Annotated in this window: 19 protein-coding genes; 11 read left to right on the plus strand and 8 right to left on the minus strand. The window is 66.6% G+C overall.

Features of this window, described 5'->3' with window-relative positions:
* Positions 1-55 precede the first annotated feature (55 nt).
* The 6 genes from VN461_16495 to VN461_16520 all read left to right on the plus strand — a co-directional run bounded on the left by VN461_16495 (position 56) and on the right by VN461_16520 (position 6,629).
* Complete coding sequence (locus VN461_16495) at positions 56-691, plus strand: FHA domain-containing protein (protein HXB56375.1); 636 nt, start codon at positions 56-58, stop codon at positions 689-691.
* Positions 692-1,094: 403 nt separating this feature from the next.
* Positions 1,095-1,988 carry a hypothetical protein gene (locus tag VN461_16500; protein ID HXB56376.1) on the plus strand — a complete coding sequence of 298 codons (894 nt, stop codon included), beginning with the start codon at positions 1,095-1,097 and terminating at the stop codon, positions 1,986-1,988.
* A gap of 40 nt (positions 1,989-2,028) precedes the next feature.
* Positions 2,029-3,006, plus strand: coding sequence for a hypothetical protein (locus tag VN461_16505; protein HXB56377.1), 978 nt, complete (start codon positions 2,029-2,031; stop codon positions 3,004-3,006).
* A 37-nt stretch (positions 3,007-3,043) separates the two neighbouring features.
* Positions 3,044-3,979, plus strand: coding sequence for a hypothetical protein (locus VN461_16510; protein ID HXB56378.1), 936 nt, complete (start codon positions 3,044-3,046; stop codon positions 3,977-3,979).
* 46 nt (positions 3,980-4,025) lie between these two features.
* Positions 4,026-4,937: a hypothetical protein gene (locus VN461_16515; GenBank protein HXB56379.1), complete on the plus strand. Its 912-nt coding sequence runs from the start codon at positions 4,026-4,028 to the stop codon at positions 4,935-4,937.
* Positions 4,938-5,009: 72 nt separating this feature from the next.
* Positions 5,010-6,629 carry a tetratricopeptide repeat protein gene (locus VN461_16520; GenBank protein HXB56380.1) on the plus strand — a complete coding sequence of 540 codons (1,620 nt, stop codon included), beginning with the start codon at positions 5,010-5,012 and terminating at the stop codon, positions 6,627-6,629.
* Between the two features lie 21 nt (positions 6,630-6,650).
* Here VN461_16520 and VN461_16525 read toward each other — a convergent pair whose 3' ends face one another.
* Complete coding sequence (locus tag VN461_16525) at positions 6,651-7,025, minus strand: hypothetical protein (protein ID HXB56381.1); 375 nt, start codon at positions 7,023-7,025, stop codon at positions 6,651-6,653.
* 40 nt (positions 7,026-7,065) lie between these two features.
* A complete protein-coding gene (locus VN461_16530; protein HXB56382.1) occupies positions 7,066-7,806 on the minus strand; it encodes a hypothetical protein in 741 nt (246 codons plus the stop codon).
* A 263-nt stretch (positions 7,807-8,069) separates the two neighbouring features.
* On the opposite strand from VN461_16530, the gene nuoB reads away from it, so the two are divergent.
* The 4 genes from nuoB to VN461_16550 are packed head-to-tail and all read left to right on the plus strand — an operon-like array spanning position 8,070 to position 12,607.
* A complete protein-coding gene (gene nuoB / locus VN461_16535) occupies positions 8,070-8,726 on the plus strand; it encodes an NADH-quinone oxidoreductase subunit NuoB (GenBank protein ID HXB56383.1) in 657 nt (218 codons plus the stop codon).
* A complete protein-coding gene (nuoD, locus tag VN461_16540) occupies positions 8,719-10,431 on the plus strand; it encodes an NADH dehydrogenase (quinone) subunit D (protein HXB56384.1) in 1,713 nt (570 codons plus the stop codon). Before nuoB ends, nuoD begins: the two co-directional genes overlap by 8 nt.
* A 3-nt stretch (positions 10,432-10,434) precedes the next feature.
* Entirely contained in the window at positions 10,435-12,024 is a 1,590-nt protein-coding gene (locus VN461_16545; protein HXB56385.1) for a 2Fe-2S iron-sulfur cluster-binding protein, read from the plus strand.
* Between the two features lie 4 nt (positions 12,025-12,028).
* The gene (locus VN461_16550) at positions 12,029-12,607 is read left to right on the plus strand and encodes an NADH-quinone oxidoreductase subunit I (protein HXB56386.1); all 579 of its coding nucleotides are present in this window, start codon (positions 12,029-12,031) and stop codon (positions 12,605-12,607) included.
* Here VN461_16550 and VN461_16555 read toward each other — a convergent pair.
* Both VN461_16555 and VN461_16560 read right to left on the minus strand, forming a co-directional pair.
* A complete protein-coding gene (locus VN461_16555) occupies positions 12,604-13,848 on the minus strand; it encodes an EAL domain-containing protein (GenBank protein ID HXB56387.1) in 1,245 nt (414 codons plus the stop codon). The genes VN461_16550 and VN461_16555 overlap by 4 nt on opposite strands.
* A 33-nt stretch (positions 13,849-13,881) precedes the next feature.
* Positions 13,882-15,195, minus strand: coding sequence for an APC family permease (locus VN461_16560; protein HXB56388.1), 1,314 nt, complete (start codon positions 15,193-15,195; stop codon positions 13,882-13,884).
* Positions 15,196-15,289: 94 nt separating this feature from the next.
* Between VN461_16560 and VN461_16565 the strand changes: the two genes are divergently transcribed.
* Positions 15,290-15,850 (plus strand): hypothetical protein, encoded by a 561-nt coding sequence (locus VN461_16565; GenBank protein ID HXB56389.1) that lies wholly within the window; start codon positions 15,290-15,292, stop codon positions 15,848-15,850.
* Positions 15,851-15,856: 6 nt separating this feature from the next.
* Here the strand turns inward: VN461_16565 and VN461_16570 are convergent, their stop codons facing one another.
* The 4 genes from VN461_16570 to VN461_16585 form a co-directional block, all read right to left on the minus strand.
* Positions 15,857-16,024, minus strand: coding sequence for a hypothetical protein (locus VN461_16570; GenBank protein ID HXB56390.1), 168 nt, complete (start codon positions 16,022-16,024; stop codon positions 15,857-15,859).
* Position 16,025: 1 nt separating this feature from the next.
* Positions 16,026-16,895 carry an SPFH domain-containing protein gene (locus VN461_16575; GenBank protein HXB56391.1) on the minus strand — a complete coding sequence of 290 codons (870 nt, stop codon included), beginning with the start codon at positions 16,893-16,895 and terminating at the stop codon, positions 16,026-16,028.
* A gap of 78 nt (positions 16,896-16,973) precedes the next feature.
* A complete protein-coding gene (locus VN461_16580; GenBank protein HXB56392.1) occupies positions 16,974-17,306 on the minus strand; it encodes a hypothetical protein in 333 nt (110 codons plus the stop codon).
* Positions 17,303-18,817 carry a tetratricopeptide repeat protein gene (locus VN461_16585; protein HXB56393.1) on the minus strand — a complete coding sequence of 505 codons (1,515 nt, stop codon included), beginning with the start codon at positions 18,815-18,817 and terminating at the stop codon, positions 17,303-17,305. The genes VN461_16580 and VN461_16585 overlap by 4 nt, the downstream gene beginning before the upstream one ends.
* Between the last annotated feature and the right edge of the window lie 29 nt (positions 18,818-18,846).

The following is an 18,846-nucleotide window of genomic DNA, read 5'->3' on the forward strand; positions in this document are numbered from 1 at the left end:
TTTGGGGTTCCCCCGGGGGGCGGTGCCCTAGGGGGACAGCCGAGGAACGGAACAGATGACCAGCCTTTGGCTCTTACCCCCGGACGGCGATCCCATCCGGGTCGATGGCGACCGCAGTGTCGTCGGACGGGATCCCCACGTGGACGTGGTCGTCAACGACAACTCGGTGTCCCGCAAGCATGCGGTGATCGAGCGGGACTCGGACACTTGGATCGTGGCCGACCAGAAGAGCGCCAACGGCACCTGGATCGACGGCCAGCGGGTCATCCGCGCCATCCTCAAGCCTGGCCAGCAGGTCCGGTTCGGGGCGGTCAGCTTCGACATCAGCCTGGAAAAGCCGGCCTCCCGTGGCCGGGCGGGCCAGACCGCCGAACCCCCCCCGCCCCCCCGTCGGCCCCAACCTCCCCCAGCCCCGCACGACTCGACCCGCGCCGCTCCTCCCCCCCGGCGCGGACATCCTCCCGCGGCGGGGGGGTCGTCGCTGGAGGAAGCGGCCGAACTGCTCGGAGTTCTTGCCGGTGCGCCCAAGCACGAGATCCGAAAAAAGTATCAAAAGATCTACAACGACTACCAGATCCGCCTGACCAACGCTCCCACCCCAAGCCTGAAGCGTATGTATCAGAAGAACTTACAGGATCTGAAGGCCGCGGCAGAGCTTCTCTCGCCCGGAATCCTAGACGACGGGGCCTGACCGACGGGGTAGCCGCGAATTACTTGTCGGTAGAAGAAAATTATAAAAAAATCCTTGACGCCAAGGGCTAAGAGTCCTACTATCTCGTTTGTCCCTCCCGGAAAACATTCATGCGGTGGAGCCCGAAGGGTCGTTCGTCTCCGAGCGGCGGTGAGGTGTCCGCGGCCTCACCCCGCGGTGTCCCTGGTCCGCGCGGCGGAAAAATCCCTTCTTTGTGTCGGTAGTCACAGTCGACAACGGGGGTCGTTCGTACATTTGCACGAAAGCGAAAGTAACGATGAAGGGGACAAGGAGCTTCGATCCGGTGATGCGGTCAGCGAGTGAAACGCGGGGCGACGAGGCGGGCTCAGGACCGGCCAGCGTGATGACCCCTGCGCCAAACCGAATGGAGGTTCGATAAGTCATGGCAAAGTCAGAGATGCAAGAGGCCCTAGCCGCAGCTGAGGCCGCAGCGGAGAAGCTGGCTTCGGAGGCGGAGCAGGCTCAGCAGGCCATCGAAGGGTTGAACAAGCGAGTCAACATGCTCGACGAGCGCATCGAACTGGTGGGAGACGAGTCCAAGACCCGCCTCCAGCACCTCATGGAGGAGCTCGAGAAGGCCCAGCACGACTACGACAGCCACGGCGCGACGCTCAAGCAGAACTACGCCGAGATGGTCAAGAAGGCGGGCGAGGTCGAGCACCAGACGGAAGAGCTCGTGCAGAAGATCCATGCGGGAACGCAGGAGGTCCAAGCGGCCCATCACGAGGTTGAGAACAACATCAACCATGAGGCGGACGACAAGAAGCACAAGATAACCGACCTCACGCAGAAGATCGAGCAGCTGCACAAGGGCGTCGAGGAGGAGGCCCACGAGGCCGAGACCCTGGTCAACGCCTTCAAGGAGAATGTGGACCACGCCGTGCACTCCGTGAAGGACAACACCGACCACTTCACCAACGAGCTCAACCAGGTGAAGAGCACCCACGACGAGGAGACCCACAGCCTCTTCGACACCATCTCCCAGTTCGTGAGCCACGCCGGGAGCACCATGAGCGAGATGCACGGCAACCTGGAGCACATGACGGAAGGGGCAATCGGCCAGGTCGGGACGCAGTTCATGGAGCAGGCCATCAACGCCCTCACCGGCAGCTCCGGCCCTCTGCACAGCGCCTTCGAGACCCTGACCGGGAATATCGGAAACAGCCACGAGAGCTTCATGGGCAAGTTCCAGGGCATCGCCTCGCAAGTGGAGAACATCACCGACGTCCTGAAGCCCATCGAGCCCGTGATCGACGCGATCAAGGCTCTGACCTAGGGCGGCGTGAGCACTTAAGGCAAGGAGCGGAGGAATAGCAATGGCCGACCCACTTGAACACGTACACGACTTCACCCAGCACCTGACCGCCGCCTCAGACGTGGTCCAGCACGGCACCGACAGCGTTGGCCAACAGGGCGACCAGGTCGACCACATCGAGGAGGGCTTCGCGAGCCACGCCGAGGACTTCGTGAAGCTCGTGCAGCAGTTCACCGAGACCCTCACCCACGAGCACGCGGAGCTGAACGAAGAGTTCGAGCAGCTCCACACCGCCGTGACGGAGGGAACCAACCACCACCTGGGCGGGACCCTCGAGTACCTGGAGCACGCGGAGGAGGAGCACTCTCAGGTGCTGTCGCAGTCCGAGCAGCACCTCCACGAGCAGTACCAGAACCTGGATCAGCATGGCTTCCAGACCGTGGAACACACCCACCAGGAGGTCGATCACTCCGTGGGCGACCTTGATCACATGACCCAGGACACCTTCAAGACCTTCGGCGAGGGCGTGCACTCGCTGGAGAGCAACCTGAGCGAGCTCAAGGGCAAGACCGAGGATCACTTCCACGACATCATCGAGCATCTCGGGGGGCCCATCGCCAGCGCCCTCAAAGACACCTTCGAACACGCCACCCAAGGTTTTGCCCAGACCATCACCAGCAACTTCACGAGTCAGCTGGGTGAGCTGGGAGGGAACTTCACGAACCTCTTCAGCCAGTTCGGGCAGACCGCGGAAGAGGTCGGCTCGGAACTCATCAAGACCGGCGAGGACATCTTCAAGGACATGGTCGAGCACGCCGAGCAAGAGGTCACCCAGAAGATCGCGCAGACCGTGGAGCACGCCATCGAAGAGGTCATCGAGGAGCTGGTCCAGGAGCTGGTGGAGCACATCGTGGAGGGGACGGCGGGGGCTGCCGTCACCGCCGCCATCGGGGAGTTCGTGCCTCTCCTGGCCATTTGCAAGGCCATCCTGCCCATCATCGACGAGCTGATCAAGGCCATGACCCTCGGTCTCGGCTAACCGGACCGGGCAATGAGCTGGAAGGGAGTTTTTGATCATGTCTGATCTCCAAGAAACGTTGAAGCAGCTGGGGGACGATCTCCCCAAGATCACGCAAGAGATGGACCAGCTCGTCCACAGGGGGGCGGAGGCGGAGAAGAACGCAGACGATCTCCTGAAGACGTTCGAGCAGGTCGAGCAGGAGGCCCAATCGATCTTCCATGAGATCGAGCAGGCCTTGGCCGCCCTCAAGCAGGATGCCACCCATCACCTCCAGGAATTGAACCAGGATCTGGCGGGCGTCGAGAAGGGCCTGGAGGAAGTGAAGACGCTCGAGCACACCCGCGACGAGCTGAAGAGTGGCGTCGAGGCCGCGGGCCACGCCATGACCAGCTTCCAGAGCAAGATGCAGGAAGGCGCCGAGGACCTCAACCATGCCCACGAGGAGTTCAAGAGCTCGCTCAACAAGGTGAAAGAGGGCGTGGAGGAGGGCCACAGCCAGCTGGAGCAGGCCCAGAACGAGGTCCACTCCGCAGGCGAGGCCCTGCAGCACAAGGTCGAGGAGAGCAAGAACAGCCTCAGCGACCTCATCCAGAATGTGTTCCACAACGCCATGGACCAGCACCTGCAAGAGACCGAGTCCAAGGTGACCGAGTTCCTCTCCGCGGCCCACAGCCTCGGGGATCAGTTCGAGCACCAGGCGACCGACCTCCTGAACAATGTGGTCAAGGCCAAGTCGCACGAGATCATGGACGAGGCCAAGAACAAGATCGAGGAGGAGCTCAAGTCGCTCATGGACAAGGCCACGGACGAGATCTGCCATGCCATCGAGGGAATGGTGGAGAAGGTCACCGGGGCCAAGGCCAGCTCGGAGGAGCACAAGACCGCCACCAAGGGCCACGTCGACGCTGTCAACGAGTTCTCGGAGCCCTTCAAAGCCGCCATCGATGCGGTGAAGGGTGCCTGCGAGACCGTCGGTATCAACTTCGGCTAGGTTTGGCGTCGCTTAGAGAAAACTGCGTAGGTAGAGGAGGATTTCCGTGAATCTAGAAGCTGCGGCAAGCAAGGCGCTCAGCGACGTCAAGAACCTGATCAACGATTTCGGGGAAGGGTTCAAGGCTTTCGATGCCCTCGAGGAGTCTATCAAGAAGGTTTCTCAGGAGATCCACGCGGACTGGCCCCAGGCCCTGGAGAAGGCGAAGCACCTGCTGGATGACATCAAGCGCCAGCAGCACGATCTGGACGAAGAGGCGCATCACGCCGACCAGATCCTGAAGGACGTGCAGCACAAGCTGGACGCCGCCCACCATGATGCCCAGGAGGCGTTGCAACAGACCCACCAGGGAGTCCAGGAGCTCGAGCAACACGTCCACGGCTTAGAGCCCGACGTGGCCCAGGTCTTGAGCCATGCCGAGGACACCGGACACTCACTCCGGGACGGGGCGAATCACCTCCACGACGAGTTCCACCACAAGGTGCAGGACGTAAGCCACTACATGCACAACGACGCGGTCAGCGGCTTTAAGGATTCGGAGAGCCACGTCGGGGATCACACCCACGAATACCACGATCACGTTCAGAGCAACGTGATGCCCGAGATCCAGAGCAAGCACGAGGACTGCCACCACCACATGGATGAGCACCATAGCCAGCTCGAGGAGAAGCTCAGCCAGCTGCACCAGCAGCAGGAAGAGCACACCACCCAGTCCATGAACGACTGCCACGAGAAGCACAGCCAGGTCTTCCAGGACTTCACGCAGATCGGCGAGCAGGCCCAGCACATCATGGATGCGCTCAGCAAGGCCGTCGACGCGGGGGGCACCGCCGTCCACGAGGGTAGCGAGGTCATCGGTGCGACCTGCGACAGCCTGGGTATCGGGCTCAAGCTGTGCATCGACATCTTCAAGGAAATTTCGGACATGTTCAAACACTTCTCGTTCCTCGGGCTCTAAGCGGGGGACGAGCAGAGCCGGGGGGCGGGCGCCCCCCGGCTTGTTGTTTCCTGGCATTAGAAGCGAGCACAAATGGAGCAAGTCGGAGCGGGACCGCCGGCACCGGAGAGCGCTACCTTCGTCCTCGAAGAGAAAAAGCGCCTGTCCGACTCCTTGATCTGGCGCCTACAACGGGATTTCTACGGCCAAAAGGGCGAGGAGGCCTGGCTGACGGGCCGCACCCCGTATTACGTCACCAGCAACGCCTTCATCGCCAACGCCTACGCAAGGGTGGTCGCGGGCTTCCTTCGGGACTGCGCCCGGGCCAGCTCCTCCCTCGGCCCCCTCGACCCCAGGGAGCCCGTCTACATCCTGGAGGTCGCGGCCGGATCCGGGAAGTTCGGCTTCCTCTTCCTGAAGAAGCTGCTCGCCCTCAAGCAAAGGATCCCCCTCTTGGCCGGCCTCACGTTGCGCTATGTGATGACCGACCTCGTGCCCGCCAACCTGAAGGCTTGGCAGGCGCGCGACCGTTTTCGCCCCTTCGTGGAAGCGGGGGTCCTCGATTTTGCGACTTTCGATCTGGAGCGGGACGAGAAAATCACCCTCGCCCATTCCGGGCAGACCCTCTCCGCGGAGAGCCTGAAGAACCCCCTGGCCGTGATCGCCAACTACGCTTTCGATACCACCGCCCAGGATGCGTTCTGGATCAAGGGAGGAGCGCTGCAGGAGAGCCTGGTCACCACCGCCTCCACCCGAAAGGAAAAAGAGGGTCTCCCGGATCCGGAGACGTTGAAGCGAGTCTCCACCCGCTACGAGCAGCGGCCGGTGGAGGACGACTATTACGAGGACGAGGCCATGAACCGGATCCTGGCCGCCTATCGGACGCGGCTGGGCGACACATCATTCCTCTTCCCTATCGGGGCCCTGAAGGGCATCCGAACCCTAAGGGCCATGGCCAGCGGGCGGATGCTCCTGCTCTCCGGCGACAAGGGCTACACCCACGAGGACGAGCTGACCGTGCGAGGCGATCCCCAGATGGCGTTGCACGGCGGCTTCTCCATGATGGTGAACTACCACGCCATCGGGCTCTATTTCCGCGAGCACGGGGGCCTGGCTCTCCATTCCTCATCCCGGAACAAGAGCCTCAAGGTGTCCGCCTTCCTGAGCGGAGCCCCCGAGGCCATGCTCGCGGAGACGCGCTCGGCATTCCACCAGGCCATCGACGGCTTCGGCCCCTGTGAGTACTACGCCCTCGTCACCGGCATCCGCAAGGAGCTGCCCGCGCCATCCCTGGACGTGATTCTGGGCCTCCTCCGGGTCGGAGAGGGGGACCCCCACCTGGTCAGCCTGTTCGCGCTGCCCTTGGCCGATCACGCCAAGAAGGCGCCAGATCCCGCGCGGCGGGAGTTGGTCCGAGCCCTCGAGCAGGCCTGGGACCACTTCTATCCCATGGACCACGATCTGCCCTTCGAGCTGGGAAGGATCTACAGCGCCCTGGAGCGACCCTTGGACGCCCTCCGCTGCTACCTGGAGTCCCTGAGGCTGTACAAGGAGCACCCCGCCACCCTCTTCAATGCCGGGCTCTGCCTGTACCGCCTGCAACGGCCCCAGGAGGCCCTCACCCTGATGGAACGGGCCCTCAGCATCCAGGAGGGATACGGACCGGCCCGGGAGTGGAGAATTCGCCTCCAGAGCGAGCTCGCGGGGCGCTGACCCCGTCGGACGACTCTCCTTCTAGCCCTGGCCGAGCTGCTGCTGGACCCAGAGCAGCTCGGTGCGCCGGGCCGTCAGCAGGCGCATCTCGAACCCGAAGTCGGTAAGCTCCTTCTGAAGGTGGTGGTCCTGGCTCGCGGGGTGGCTGGCTACGCGCGCGCGCGCCGCCTTCTCGAAGCGCTTCTTCGCCTCCTCGAACTGCCGGGCGTTCTGGACGAGCCGCTTCTCCACTTGATCGGCCAGGAAGGCGTGTGCGTCTGCCCCCACCCCGCCCCCGGCCACCCGGGGGGACGAAGGGGGCAATGGCCCGGCCCTCTTCGCGGCCACCGCCGACCCCGCGGGCGCGGCCTTCTTCGCTTTCGTGGCTCCACCCTTCGTTTCTGCCTTCTTCTTCAAATACCCCTCCTCGTTCCTGCGCCCGTCGCCTACGACCCCCTCAACTCTCCTTGGCCTTGCCCCCGTCGGGGAGGCCGAGTTTCTTGAGCAGCGAGATCCGGATGAGCGCCAAAACGCTGTGCCGGATCTTCGAGAGATCGCCGCCCGCGGTGCCGAAGCGGCTGGTCATCTCTTCATTGCACTGGCGGATGGCACCTTCCAGGGTGGTCACCAGATCGGAGGCACCGGGGTGGCCCACCGCTAGGGCCTGCAAGCGGGCCCAATCCTCTGGGCGGCGCGGCTCGCCCCGTCCGATCTCCCGCTCCGCAATCGCGAGAAGCATATCGCTCAGCTGCTGGTTGGAGGGCCCGCTCTCTCCCGCCGGGGCCTGGGCGTCCCCCTCCGGGCGGGGGCTCGGGTCGACTCTGGGCTGGTCGGTGAGGCCCAACTTCTTGAGCAAGGACACTCGAATCAGCTGCGCCACGCTGTGCCGGATCTTGCTGGCGTCCAGGCCCGTGCTCCCGAAGCGGCCGGCCACCTCCTGATTGCACTGCTGGATGACTCCTTCGAGCGCGGTCACCAGGTCAGAGGCACCCGGGTGGCTCAGGGCCAGGGCGTGCAGCCGGGTCCAGTCCGCAGGATCGCGGGCTTCGCCCCGTCCGATCTCCCTGTCCACGATCGCCATCAGAAGATTGTTGAGCTGCTGGCTCTGCTGCTGGGAGGAGCCGTTCTTCCCCGTCGATATCGGCGAACCCCCCTCCGGGGAGGCCTTGGTCCCGTCAGCTTTCGGTCGATCGGACATGAGACCTCCTCGAGGGCCTGATTCTACATCCCTAAACGGGTCGTTGCCGGCAGCATCCGTGACGGTCCGGGGGGGGATGCGATATCATACGCTGCGACCCATCGACGTCACCCCCTCGTGCAAGCGGCGGGGCGTCCGTTCAGGGTCCGGGGCCGCTTCGCATCCTGCCGGCGGCGGCAGGGCGGATCGCCCGTGGTTTCCACAAGAGACCGGGGAGAGAAGGTTCCAGCATGGGACTCTTGGACCTCTTCAAGGGAAAGTTCGTGGATCCTACCTACCCTGGGGTCCACGCAGGGGGGGACATCATCACCACCACCCTGGACGCGGTCGTGAAGTGGGGCCGTAAGTCCTCGCTTTGGCCGATGCCCTTCGGCACGGCCTGCTGCGCCATCGAGTTCATGGCGGTCTCCTTCTCGCACTACGACATCGCGCGCTTCGGGGCGGAGGTGCTGCGTTTCTCGCCGCGCCAGGCCGACCTCATGTTCGTAGCGGGGACAATCGTGGACAAGCAGGGCCCGATCCTGAAGACCATCTACGACCAGATGCCGGAGCCCAAGTGGGTCATTTCCATGGGTGTCTGCGCTTCCTCCGGGGGCTTCTACCGCTCCTACCACACCATGCAGGGAATCGACGAGATCATCCCCGTGGACGTGTATGTGCCGGGTTGCCCGCCCGCCCCCGAGGCCCTGCTCGCGGCGATCATGAAGATCCAGGAAAGGATCAAGAGGGGAGAGCAGGCCAAAGCGCCGCAGGGAGCGCACCGGCTGGGAGCCTCGGGAGAGGGGGCCATCGACCGGCGGGCCCGGCGGCAGGCTTGGGCCAAAGATGACGCGGAACGGCTGAAGCAGGGCCTCCCCCCGCGGGGCGTGATCCCGCTCCGGGTCATCCCGCCTGCGCCCCCCGAGACAAACCGTGGCTAGCACCGTCGAGAACGCCGCCGGCGCCGCGGGCTCGAGTAGCCTCTCGACGCGTGTGCTTCGCGAGGCACTGGGCGAGGACGTGCAGGCAGTGGAGGAGTTCCGGGGGGATCTCGCCGTCAAGGTCTCCCCCCGCGCCTGGGTCAGGGCCGCCACCCTGGTCCGCGATCATCCGGAGCTCGACTTCAAGCTCTTTCTGGACCTTTGTGGAGTGGACTACCTCGATAAGGAAGACCACCGGGACCGTTTTGAGGTGGTCCTACATGCCTACTCCGTGTCCCAGAGGCACCATCTGCGGCTCAAGACGGGCCTGGCGGAGAGCGACCCCACCCTGGACACCCTCGTCGGCGTCTACAAGGGGGCCAACTGGTTCGAGCGGGAGGCATGGGATCTCTACGGCATCGTGTTCCGGGGCCACCCGAACCTGACCCGTCTCCTGACCCACGAGGCGTTCGTGGGCCATCCCATGCGCAAGGACTACCCCACCGCCAAGCGCCACGTGCTCAAGACCCCCAAAACCCACCTGCTCGACGTGGCTCAGGCCGGCCCGGGCATGATCATCAACATCGGTCCCTCCCACCCCGCGATGCACGGCGCTTTTCGGGTCCAAGCCCGGCTGGACGGCGAGACCATCGTGGAGTCGGAGGCCGAGATCGGCTACATGCACCGCAACTTCGAGAAGATGGCGGAGGAGCGGACCTACTGGCAGGTTATCCCCTACACCGACCGCCTCAACTACTGCTCGGCCTTCATGAACGGCCATGGTTGGGCCCTGGCCGTGGAGAAGCTACTGGGGATTAAGGCCCCCCCGCGGGCGGAGGCCGTGCGGGTGATCCTCTCCGAGTTCTCCCGAATCATGGACCACTTCGTGTGCATCGGGGCGAACGTCGTGGACCTGGGAGCCATCACCCCTATCTTCGTGTTGTTTCGCGCGCGGGAGATCATCTACGACCTCCTGGAGGCCTGCTGTGGCGCCCGCCTCACCGTCTCCTACGTGCGGATCGGGGGTCTGGCCGAGGACGTACCCGAGGACTTCGAGGCGCGCTGCCGTCAGGCCATGAAGAGCGTGCAGGAGGTTACGGACCAGGGCCACCGCCTGCTCACCCGCAACGTGATCTTCGCCCGGCGCTTCCGGGACGTAGGGGTGATGCCGGCCGTGGACGCGCTCTCCTGGGGGTGGGTGGGGCCCTGTCTCCGCGGCTCGGGGGTCGCCTACGACATCCGCAAGGATCACCCCTATTCGGGCTATGAGGAGTATGACTTCGATGTGCCGGTGGGCGCGGTGGGTGACTGCTACGACCGCTATCTCGTGCGCATGGAGGAGATCCGCCAGAGCCTGCGTATCATCGAGCAGGCCCTGGGCAAGCTCCCCCCGGGACCGGTGATCGTGGACGACAAGAAAGTGGCCCTCCCCCCGAAATCCGAGGTCTACAGCAACATCGAAGCCCTCATGAACCACTTCAAGCTGGTCTACGAGGGCATCCTGCCCCCGCGGGGGGAGGTCTACGGATACACGGAGGCCGCAAACGGCGAGCTCGGCTATTACATCGTGAGCGACGGGCAGAAGCATCCGTGGCGGGTCAAGGTCCGGCCCCCCTGCTTCAACATCTACCAAGCCTTCCCGGAGATGATCAAAGGGAGGATGCTGGCCGATGCCGTCGCGATCATCGGGGGCCTCAACGTCGTAGCGGGCGAGCTGGATCGGTAACCCATGCCAAAGTGCACGATCGACGGGAAGGAAATCGAGGTCGCGGCGGGGGTCACCGTCCTCCAGGCCGCCCTCGAGCACGGGATTCCCCTCCAGTACTTCTGCTGGCACCCCGACCTTCCCGTCGATGGCAACTGTCGGACCTGCATGGTCGAGATCGAGAAGCTCCCCAAGCTGCAGATCGCCTGCAACACGATGATCACCGAAGGCATGGTCGTGCACACCACGAGCGAGAAGGCCAAGCAGGCCCAGCGGTCGGCCCTCGAGTTCCTCCTCATCAACCACCCCATCGACTGCCCGGTCTGCGACCAGGCCGGGGAGTGCTACCTCCAGGACAACTACATGGCCCACGGCCTGTACGACTCCGAGGTGCGTCTGGAGGACAAGGTCCGCAAGCGCAAGGTGGTGGACTTGGGGCCCATCATGCTCGACGCCGAGCGCTGCGTGCTCTGCTCGCGCTGCCTCCGCTTCGAGCGCGAGGTCACCGGCACCAACAGCTTCGAGTTCGTGGAGCGGGGGGATCACACCCAGATTGCCACCTTCGAGAACCGGCCCCTCACCCACGACTACGCGGGGAACCTGGCCGATGTGTGTCCGGTGGGAGCGCTGCTCTCCCACGACTTCCGCTTCAAGCAGCGGGTCTGGTTCCTCACCTCCACCGACTCCGTCTGCGCGGGCTGCTCCACCGGCTGCAACATCTACGTCGACCATCGGGACGGCGAGGTGCAGCGCCTGCGGCCGCGCCGCAACGTGGAGGTGAACAAGTCCTGGATCTGCGACCCCGGGCGCGCTTCCTACAAAGAGATCGCCCTCACCAGCCGGGTCGCAATGGCGCGGGTCAGGGGCGTCCTCCCCGGTACCGGCCCCTCCCTTCCCGGCGCCCTCGACGCGGTCGCGGACCGTCTGCGGGAAGGCGGTCCCGCCGTGGCCTTCGTGGCCTCACCCCGCGCCACCAACGAGGACCTCTTCGCCTTCCGCGCCCTGGCGGAGGCGGTGGGGGGTCCGCTCGATTTCCGGGTGGGCGACCCCCAGCTCAAGGTGCGCGTGCGCTCGGACGGCGTGCTGCTGCGGGCGGACCGGAACCCCAACACCCAGGGCTGCCTGGATCAGGGCCTGGGTCGAACGGGGGTGGACGCCATCCTGACCGGCTGCCGGACGGGCTCCATCCGCGCCTTGCTTCTGCAGGGGCCGGAGCTGCTGCGGCTTCCCGAGGCGGGAGAGGCCCTGGCCCGGGTTTCCTTCATCGCCGTTCTGGCCACCCACGAGGGGCCGGAGCTGGACCGGGCCCATGCCGTGCTGCCCGCGGCGGTGTGGGCGGAGGTGGACGGCACGTTCACGAACTACCAGCGGCGCGTGCAGCGGATCCGGCGGGCCGTTCCTCCCCCCGGGGAGGCGGCCCCGGGCTGGGAGTTGGCGGCTGGCCTCCTCTCCCGCCTGGGCCGGCCCCTCCAAGCCAACTCCGCCCGCGAGGTGTTTGCCCTCCTGGCGCGAACGGTCCCCGGCTACGCCGCCCTCGACTACGCGTCTCTGGGCGCGGGCGGCCGCGTCCTGCCCCTGGCGGAGGGGACGCCACCAGAAGCCCGGGTCCCATAGAGCTATGAGCGCCCGAATCGTGACCGTCGATCGCAACACCCGGCCCGGTGTTTACCCCGTCCTCTTGGGCATGGCCCTGGTCTTCAAGAACCTGGTGCGCACCCTCTTCTTGGGCCACGCTTCCACCATCCAGTTCCCGGAGGAGAAGCGGCCCACGTCCGGCCGTTACCGGGGGGTGCACCTTCTGACCGTGCGCGAGGACGGGACCCCCAAGTGCGTGGCTTGCTACATGTGCGCCACCGCCTGCCCCGCCGAATGCATCTACATCGAGGCCGGGGAGCGGCCGGAGCAGACGATCGAGAAGTACCCCACCCGGTTCGAGATCGATCTCCTGCGCTGCGTCTACTGCGGCTTCTGCGTGGACGCCTGCCCGGAGGAGGCCATCTTCATGAGCCGCGAGAACGACCTCGTGGGGACGAGCCGGGAGGAGCTGATCATCGACCGCGACCGGCTGATGGAGCGCGGCAAGTTGGTCGAGTTCGGCCCCGGGTACCGCCCCGACCAGCACGACGTCCGCCGCCCCGTGCGCATCGCCGCCCTGGAGCGACTGAAGAAAGAGCACGGGATCGTGCCCGGCGCCTAGGGGACGGTCGCGGCCTTCGGCTTCTGGGCGTAGGGATCGACGGGCCGACTGTAGAGGTAGCCCTGGCCGAAGCGGACGCCGATTTGGCGGAGGGCGTCCGCCTCGTCCTGGGTCTGGATTCCCTCCGCGATGACGGTGGCCCCCACTCCCACCCCCATCTCCAGGATGGCCTTCACCACCTGCTGGCTGACCCGCTTCTGGTGCACGTCCCGCACGAGCCCCATATCGATCTTCAGGTAGCTGGGCTTCAGGGTGACGACCGTCTCCAGCCCCGAGTATCCCGCCCCCAAATCGTCGATGGCGAAGGAGAAGCCCAGGTCCATGAACGAATGCATCGCCTCTCGATACAGGTTCAGGTTCTCGATGACCTGGCGCTCGGTGATCTCTAGGGTCACGAAGCGGGGGGAGAGGCGGGGGCCCAGATAGTCGAGCACGCCCCGCCCCAGGAAGCTGCTGTCGCGGATGGTGGCGGGGACGGTGTTCACGAACAAGCGCCCGGGGGCCCCGAAGATCTCCCAGTCCACGAAGGCCTGGCGCCGACAGGAGCGCTCCAGCTCCTCGGTGAGACCGTGGCGAGCGGCCCGGCCAAAGAGCGCCAGGGGGAGCTCGAGATCGGTCCCCCGGGGTCCGCGGGACAGTCCCTCCCAGCCCATCGCCTGCCGGCTCTCCATGTCCACGATGGTCTGGAAGGCTGTCCAGATGTTGCGGTTGTAGATGATTTCCAGCAGCCGCTCCCGCTGGTCGCGATCGCGGAGGCGCCGCCTGAGATCGGCGGAGGTGACAGCGTCCTCGATGACCCGCAACACCAAACGCTCCTCGCTTTCCAGCGGGCTCCAGAGCACCACCCCGTAGCCCACGTCGACGGCGGGCCGCTCGCGAAGGTAGGGGGTGGTGAGGCGGCCGATGCGGGGGGTCAGGAATTCCTCCACCCGGTCCGCCAGCTTGCGCAGGTCAGAGGCCGCGAAGATGGTCTCTCCGAGGCGACGCCCCCCGAGGAAGAGCAGGAAGCGGTCCCCCTCCCGCTCGTCTCGGGTGATGAGATCCCCCTGGCGGAAGCGCTCCCTCATCTCCTCCAGAATGGGATCGATCTGGGCATAGAGGCTCTGGAAGGTCTGGCCGCCGAAGCTGCGCTCGATGTGAGCCAGGGGTCCGAGGTCCACCAGCACCGCCCCCAGGCAGCCGTGCTGGCGCAGGATCTCGCTCACCTGATCTTGTACGTCCCGGAAGGTCGGGATCCTCATCGCCCCCCAATTGTGCGCCCGCCCCCCGCGATTTCAAACCAGGGGCGGCGCCTCCCCCGACGGCCTCCGCCCGCGTCCGGCCACGACCCAGAGCGCCGCCCCCAACACGAGGAGGACGAGGAGCGTGCGGGCCTGGGTGACGGAGCGGGTCAAGAGCCAGGCGCAGGAGAGAGAGCCCAGGACCGCGATGGGGACTGCCCCCGCCAGGCGGAACCCCGGCTCCTCCTCCGGCCGCCGTCGGCGCAGCACGGGCAGAGCCGCACAGGTGAGACCGTAGGTCACGAGGCGGACGAACGCGGACGCGGTGGCGATGGTCTCGAAGGTCCCGGAGAGGGCCAGGCCCAGAACGAGCGCGCTGTAGACCAAGATCGCGACATGAGGCGTGTGGAAGCGGGCGTGGACACGGGCCAGGATCCCCGGCAGCTCCCCGCGCTCCGCCATGGAGAAAAGCACCCGGGGAGACTGGAGGGTGGTCCCTGTGGCATAGCCGGAGATCGAGACCATGGCTGCCGACGCGGCAAGCGTCACCCCCAGGGGCCCCAGGAGAACCGCGTAGGTGGCGGCCAGGGGCGCCCGAGCCAGGGCGACTCGGGGCAGCACGCCGAGGATCACCAGTTGTACGAGCAGGTAGACGGAGGCGATGATGGCCAGCGCCACCAGGAGTGCGAAGGCGCTATCGCGGCGGGGGTCGCGGGCCTCCGCGGCGGGGATGAGGGGGGCCTCGAAGCCGCCGTAGGCGAAGACCAAGAGGAGGATGGCCCGAGTCCAATCGGGCTCGGGCACGGTCTGGGTGGCGAGTACCTCGGGGCGGATGTGGGGGAGCCCGATTGCTACGAGCAGGGCTAAGGGAGCCAGTTTGGCCACGGTGAAGACATCCACGGTCCAGGCCGCTTGGCGCACTCCGATCACGTTGATCGCGGTGATCATGCTGACCACCGCGGCCATGACGAGGGCGCGGCCGAGGGGTGAGCTGGCGGGGGCGAGCAGGGTGGCCAGGTACTCCACGAACACGTTGAGGCTGGCGGCGAGGGCGGTGACGCGGATCCAGAACGTGAGCCAGCCCGCCTCGAACCCCACGAAGGGACCGAAGGCCTCGCGCGCGTACAGGTAGGGCCCACCCGGGTCGGGGAAGCGGCTCGCCACCTCCGCGAAGCACAGCACGACCGCGAGCACACCCAGCCCGACGAGCACGATGAGCAGGGGGCTGAGAGCCCCGGCCGCGGCGGCGAGGGCCGCCGGCATGCCAAAGATCGAGCTGCCGATGACGGCGTTGACGACGGCCGCGGTCAGATCCCAGCGCCCTATGGCGCGGACGAGAGTCGGGCGGGGAGCAACGGGGGGCGGCATCGATGCCGCTCATCATAAGCGAGAGGGTGCGCGCGCCGTGGGGAGGGGGGTGGCATAATGGCCCGCGTCTTAGGGTCGCGGAGGGGGAACGCCCGTGAGGAGGCTCTGTCTGGCGGTGGTCGTGCTCGCCCTGGCTTCCGAGGTGGCGGGCGAAGGAGGAGAGACTATCCTCGTCCACTTCGCGGACGGGAGCAGCCTTCCCCTGCGGTCCTGGTCGCTCTCCTACGAATACTCCGCCTGGCAGCGGGGGGAGTCTCCGGCCCTCGCCACAACCGCCCGCAAGGAGGCGAAGGAGCTCTGGGCCGGGAAGCGCGCCCTTCCCGTTGCCGGCCTCATCCTGGAGATTCAGTACAGCCAACTGGAACGCGGCCAGGAAGTGGAGGGGGAGATCCGGCCGGTGGTGGTCGCGGTGGCCAAGAGCCTCACCATGGTGGCCGCGGACGGGAAGCGGACCGTCCTCAAACCGGATCCTCCCCACCGCGACCTCATGGCCCCGGGCCCGGAGAGCACCTTGGTGCAGGCGCGCAGTCTGGACCTTCGGGGCGAGACCCTGACCGGCACCAAGCGCGACCTCTGCCTGCTCTCCTACTCGGCCTTCGTGCAATGCTCGAGCGAGGCCGACCAGCGCGTGGTCAAGATCCAGTTCCCCCCCTGAGCCCCTTCAGTCCTGCCGTTTGCCCTCCGGAAGGCGGTCGGCCGCGCGCAGAGCGCGCCGCAGGAGGAACTCGATCTGCGCGTTCAGGCTGCGCAGATCGTCGTTGGCCCAGCGCTGGACGGCGAGCAGGACCTCGGGGTCAATGCGCAGCAGGAACGTCTTTCGCTCGGCCACCTTATTGATAGATGGAGCCCGTGTTCACCACGGGCTGGACCTCCCGGTCTCCGCAGAGCACGACCAGCAGGTTGCTGACCATGGCCGCCTTGCGCTCCTCGTCGAGCTGGACGAGCTTGCTCGCGGAAAGACGCTCCAAGGCCAAATCCACCATCCCCACCGCTCCTTCCACGATCTTCTGGCGCGCGGCGATGATGGCCCCCGCCTGCTGCCGCCGGAGCATGGCGGCCGCGATCTCCGGGGCGTAGGCCAAGTGGCTGAGGCGGGCCTCTATGACCTCGACCCCCGCCTTGGCCAGACGCTCTTGGATCTCGTGTCTCAGATCCTTGGCCACCTCCGCCGTGGCGCCGCGCAGCGAGACCTTGTGCTCCTCGTGGGTGTCGTAGGGGTAGCGGGTGGCCAGGTTGCGGACCGCGGCCTCGCTCTGCACCTTGACGTAGTTCTCGAAGTCGTCCACTTCGAAGCAGGCCTCCGCGGTGTCCACCACGCGCCAGACCACGACCGCCGCGATCTCGACGGGATTCCCGTCGGTGTCGTTGACCTTCAGGAGAGAGCTCTCGAAGTTGCGCACGCGCTGGGAGACCCGCCGCTTGGAGTAAAAGGGGTTGGCCCAGCGAAGCCCCGCGGCGGTGACCGTCCCCCGGTAGTCGCCGAAGAGCTGCAGGACCAGGCCCTCGTTGGGATTGACGACGAAGAGGCCTGCGAAGGAGATGACGACCAGGAACAGCCCCGCCACGCAGGCCAGAACCCCCCCCATGGACGCCTCCCGCGCCGCCCCTATGAGGCCCCGGCCCAGAACGGGCAGGAGCACGAACAGGACCACGAGTGCGACCAACCCCGAGACTGCGGAGTGCTTTCTCTCCCGGATCATGGTGAGGCCTCCTTGTGATTTCGTTATGATATCACAAGGATAGCACTAGTCAATCCGCCCAGCGAGGCGCGACAGGGATCAGGGGCAGGTCTCGGCGATAGTATTGACGCGTTTCCGGATGGCCTCCAGGCTGGTGCGGCCGGCGACCGTCCGAACGCTGCCCGCCACCGCGTCCAAGCGCCGGTTGGCCTCGGGCAGCGCCGCTTTGACCGCGTCGCAGTCGCCCGCGGCCCGGACGACGGGGTTGGCCGCGCCGTTGGCCTCGCTCAGAGCGCCCGTGTCCGAGACCACGTCCGCCGCCTGGGCCCCGAAATCCTTGGCCGCGGGCGCGGCACCCTCCGGCTTCTTCTGACAGGCACCGAGGAGCAGCGGGAGCACGCCGGCTAGGAGGGCGGTCTTGGGCACCTTCATTTGATCGGCTCTCCCCCTTCAACTCGGGTCAAGTACTGAAGAAGCGTGGGCTCCTTGTGTCCCAGCGCGCGCGCCTTCCCTGCCGCCTTCTTGAAATTCTCCGCGTCCTTGAGGCCGAAGTAGGCCCAGGCGAGCGAGGCCTGGACCCGGGCGTTCTCCGGGGCGGCGCTCGCGGCCTTTTGGAGGGCGCCAATCGCCTCCTTGTAGCGCTTGGCTCCGAGCTGCGCCTCCCCGAGATAGATCCAGGCCTCGGGCCGGCTGTACCCCGGATCCATTGTGATCTTGGTCAGCTCGGCGACTGCCCGGTCGTATTGCTTGAGGTCGGAGAGCACCGCCCCTAGGTTGGTGCGGTACTCGGTGTTCGCGGGATCCGCGGCTACCGCCTTTTCGTAGGCGCCGAGGGCCGAGGTCGGGTCCCCTTGCAGAGCGTGGAGCACAAACCCCAGGCGGAAATGGGCCTCCGCGTTGGCGGGCTCGAGCTCGATGGCCTTCTTGAGCTCCGCCACCGCCGGAGCGGCCTGACGTTTGGCGATGAAGACGCGGGCCAGGCCAACCCGCACCTCCGCCGCGTTCGGGTTCTCGTCGCGCAGGGCGGTCAAGTCCTGGACCGCCAGCTCCACCTGGTTCTTGGGCAGGTAGTCGAGAGCCTTGGCCACCTTCACCTGCCGAACCAGCCGCTGAGCCTCAGGGTCGTTCTCCGCCATGGCCGCCGCCGTGGCCGCGTCTCCCTCCGCTTCCGCGGCGCGGTTCAAGGCCATCTTCACCCGGGCCGATTCCTTGTAGGCTTCGATCGCGCCGGGGGCGGCTTCGAGGACCTTCTTCAGGAGCGGCTCGGCCTCCGCGGCCCGGTTGGTCTTCCGCAGCACGCGGGCCAGGCCCAGGCTGGGCCCGACCCCGCTCGGCTGGGCGGCGAGGGCGGACCGGTAAGACGCCTCCGCCGCGGCGAGGTCGCCCTGGGCCTCCTGGGCGTAGCCGAGGGCCTCCGTGGCCGCTACCCCGCCCCCTGCCCCGGCCTTCCGGGCCAGAGCCACCGCCTCCTCGCCCTTACCCTCGCGGGCCCGCGCGCGCGAGAGGGCCAGCGTGGGCCACACGCCTTCGGGGTCCGCGGCCACGGCCGCCTGAGCGCTCGCGGCGGCCTCGGCCATCCCGCGCACGCCCTCCACGACGGAGAGGCGGCCCAGGGCCTCGCCCTTGGCGCCCCCGCTCAGCTTCTCGGCTGCGGCCTTGTAGGCGTCGATGGCCAGATCGAGGTCGTACCTCGCCTCCAGCAGGCGTCCCAGACGAAGGGACGGCTCGCCCGTGGCCCCGGGCAGGGCCGCGGCGCGCCGCAGCAGGTCGAGGCCGGCGTCGACCTCCCCCGCCGCAGCCTTTTCGTCCGCCTGCTTAAGGAGGTCGTCGACGGTGGCGCCCGCCTTGGCGGGGGCGGGTTTCTTCTCGTCCTTCTTGCCTTTATCGTCCCCACCCGCGGGCAGGGCCACGAGAAAGGCCAGGAGCCACACCCATCGCTTCATGGCATCCTCCTGGTTCGTTGCCGGGGACC

It is taken from the genome of Vicinamibacteria bacterium (assembly GCA_035570235.1).
Classification (GTDB): Bacteria; Acidobacteriota; Vicinamibacteria; order Fen-336; family Fen-336; genus DATMML01.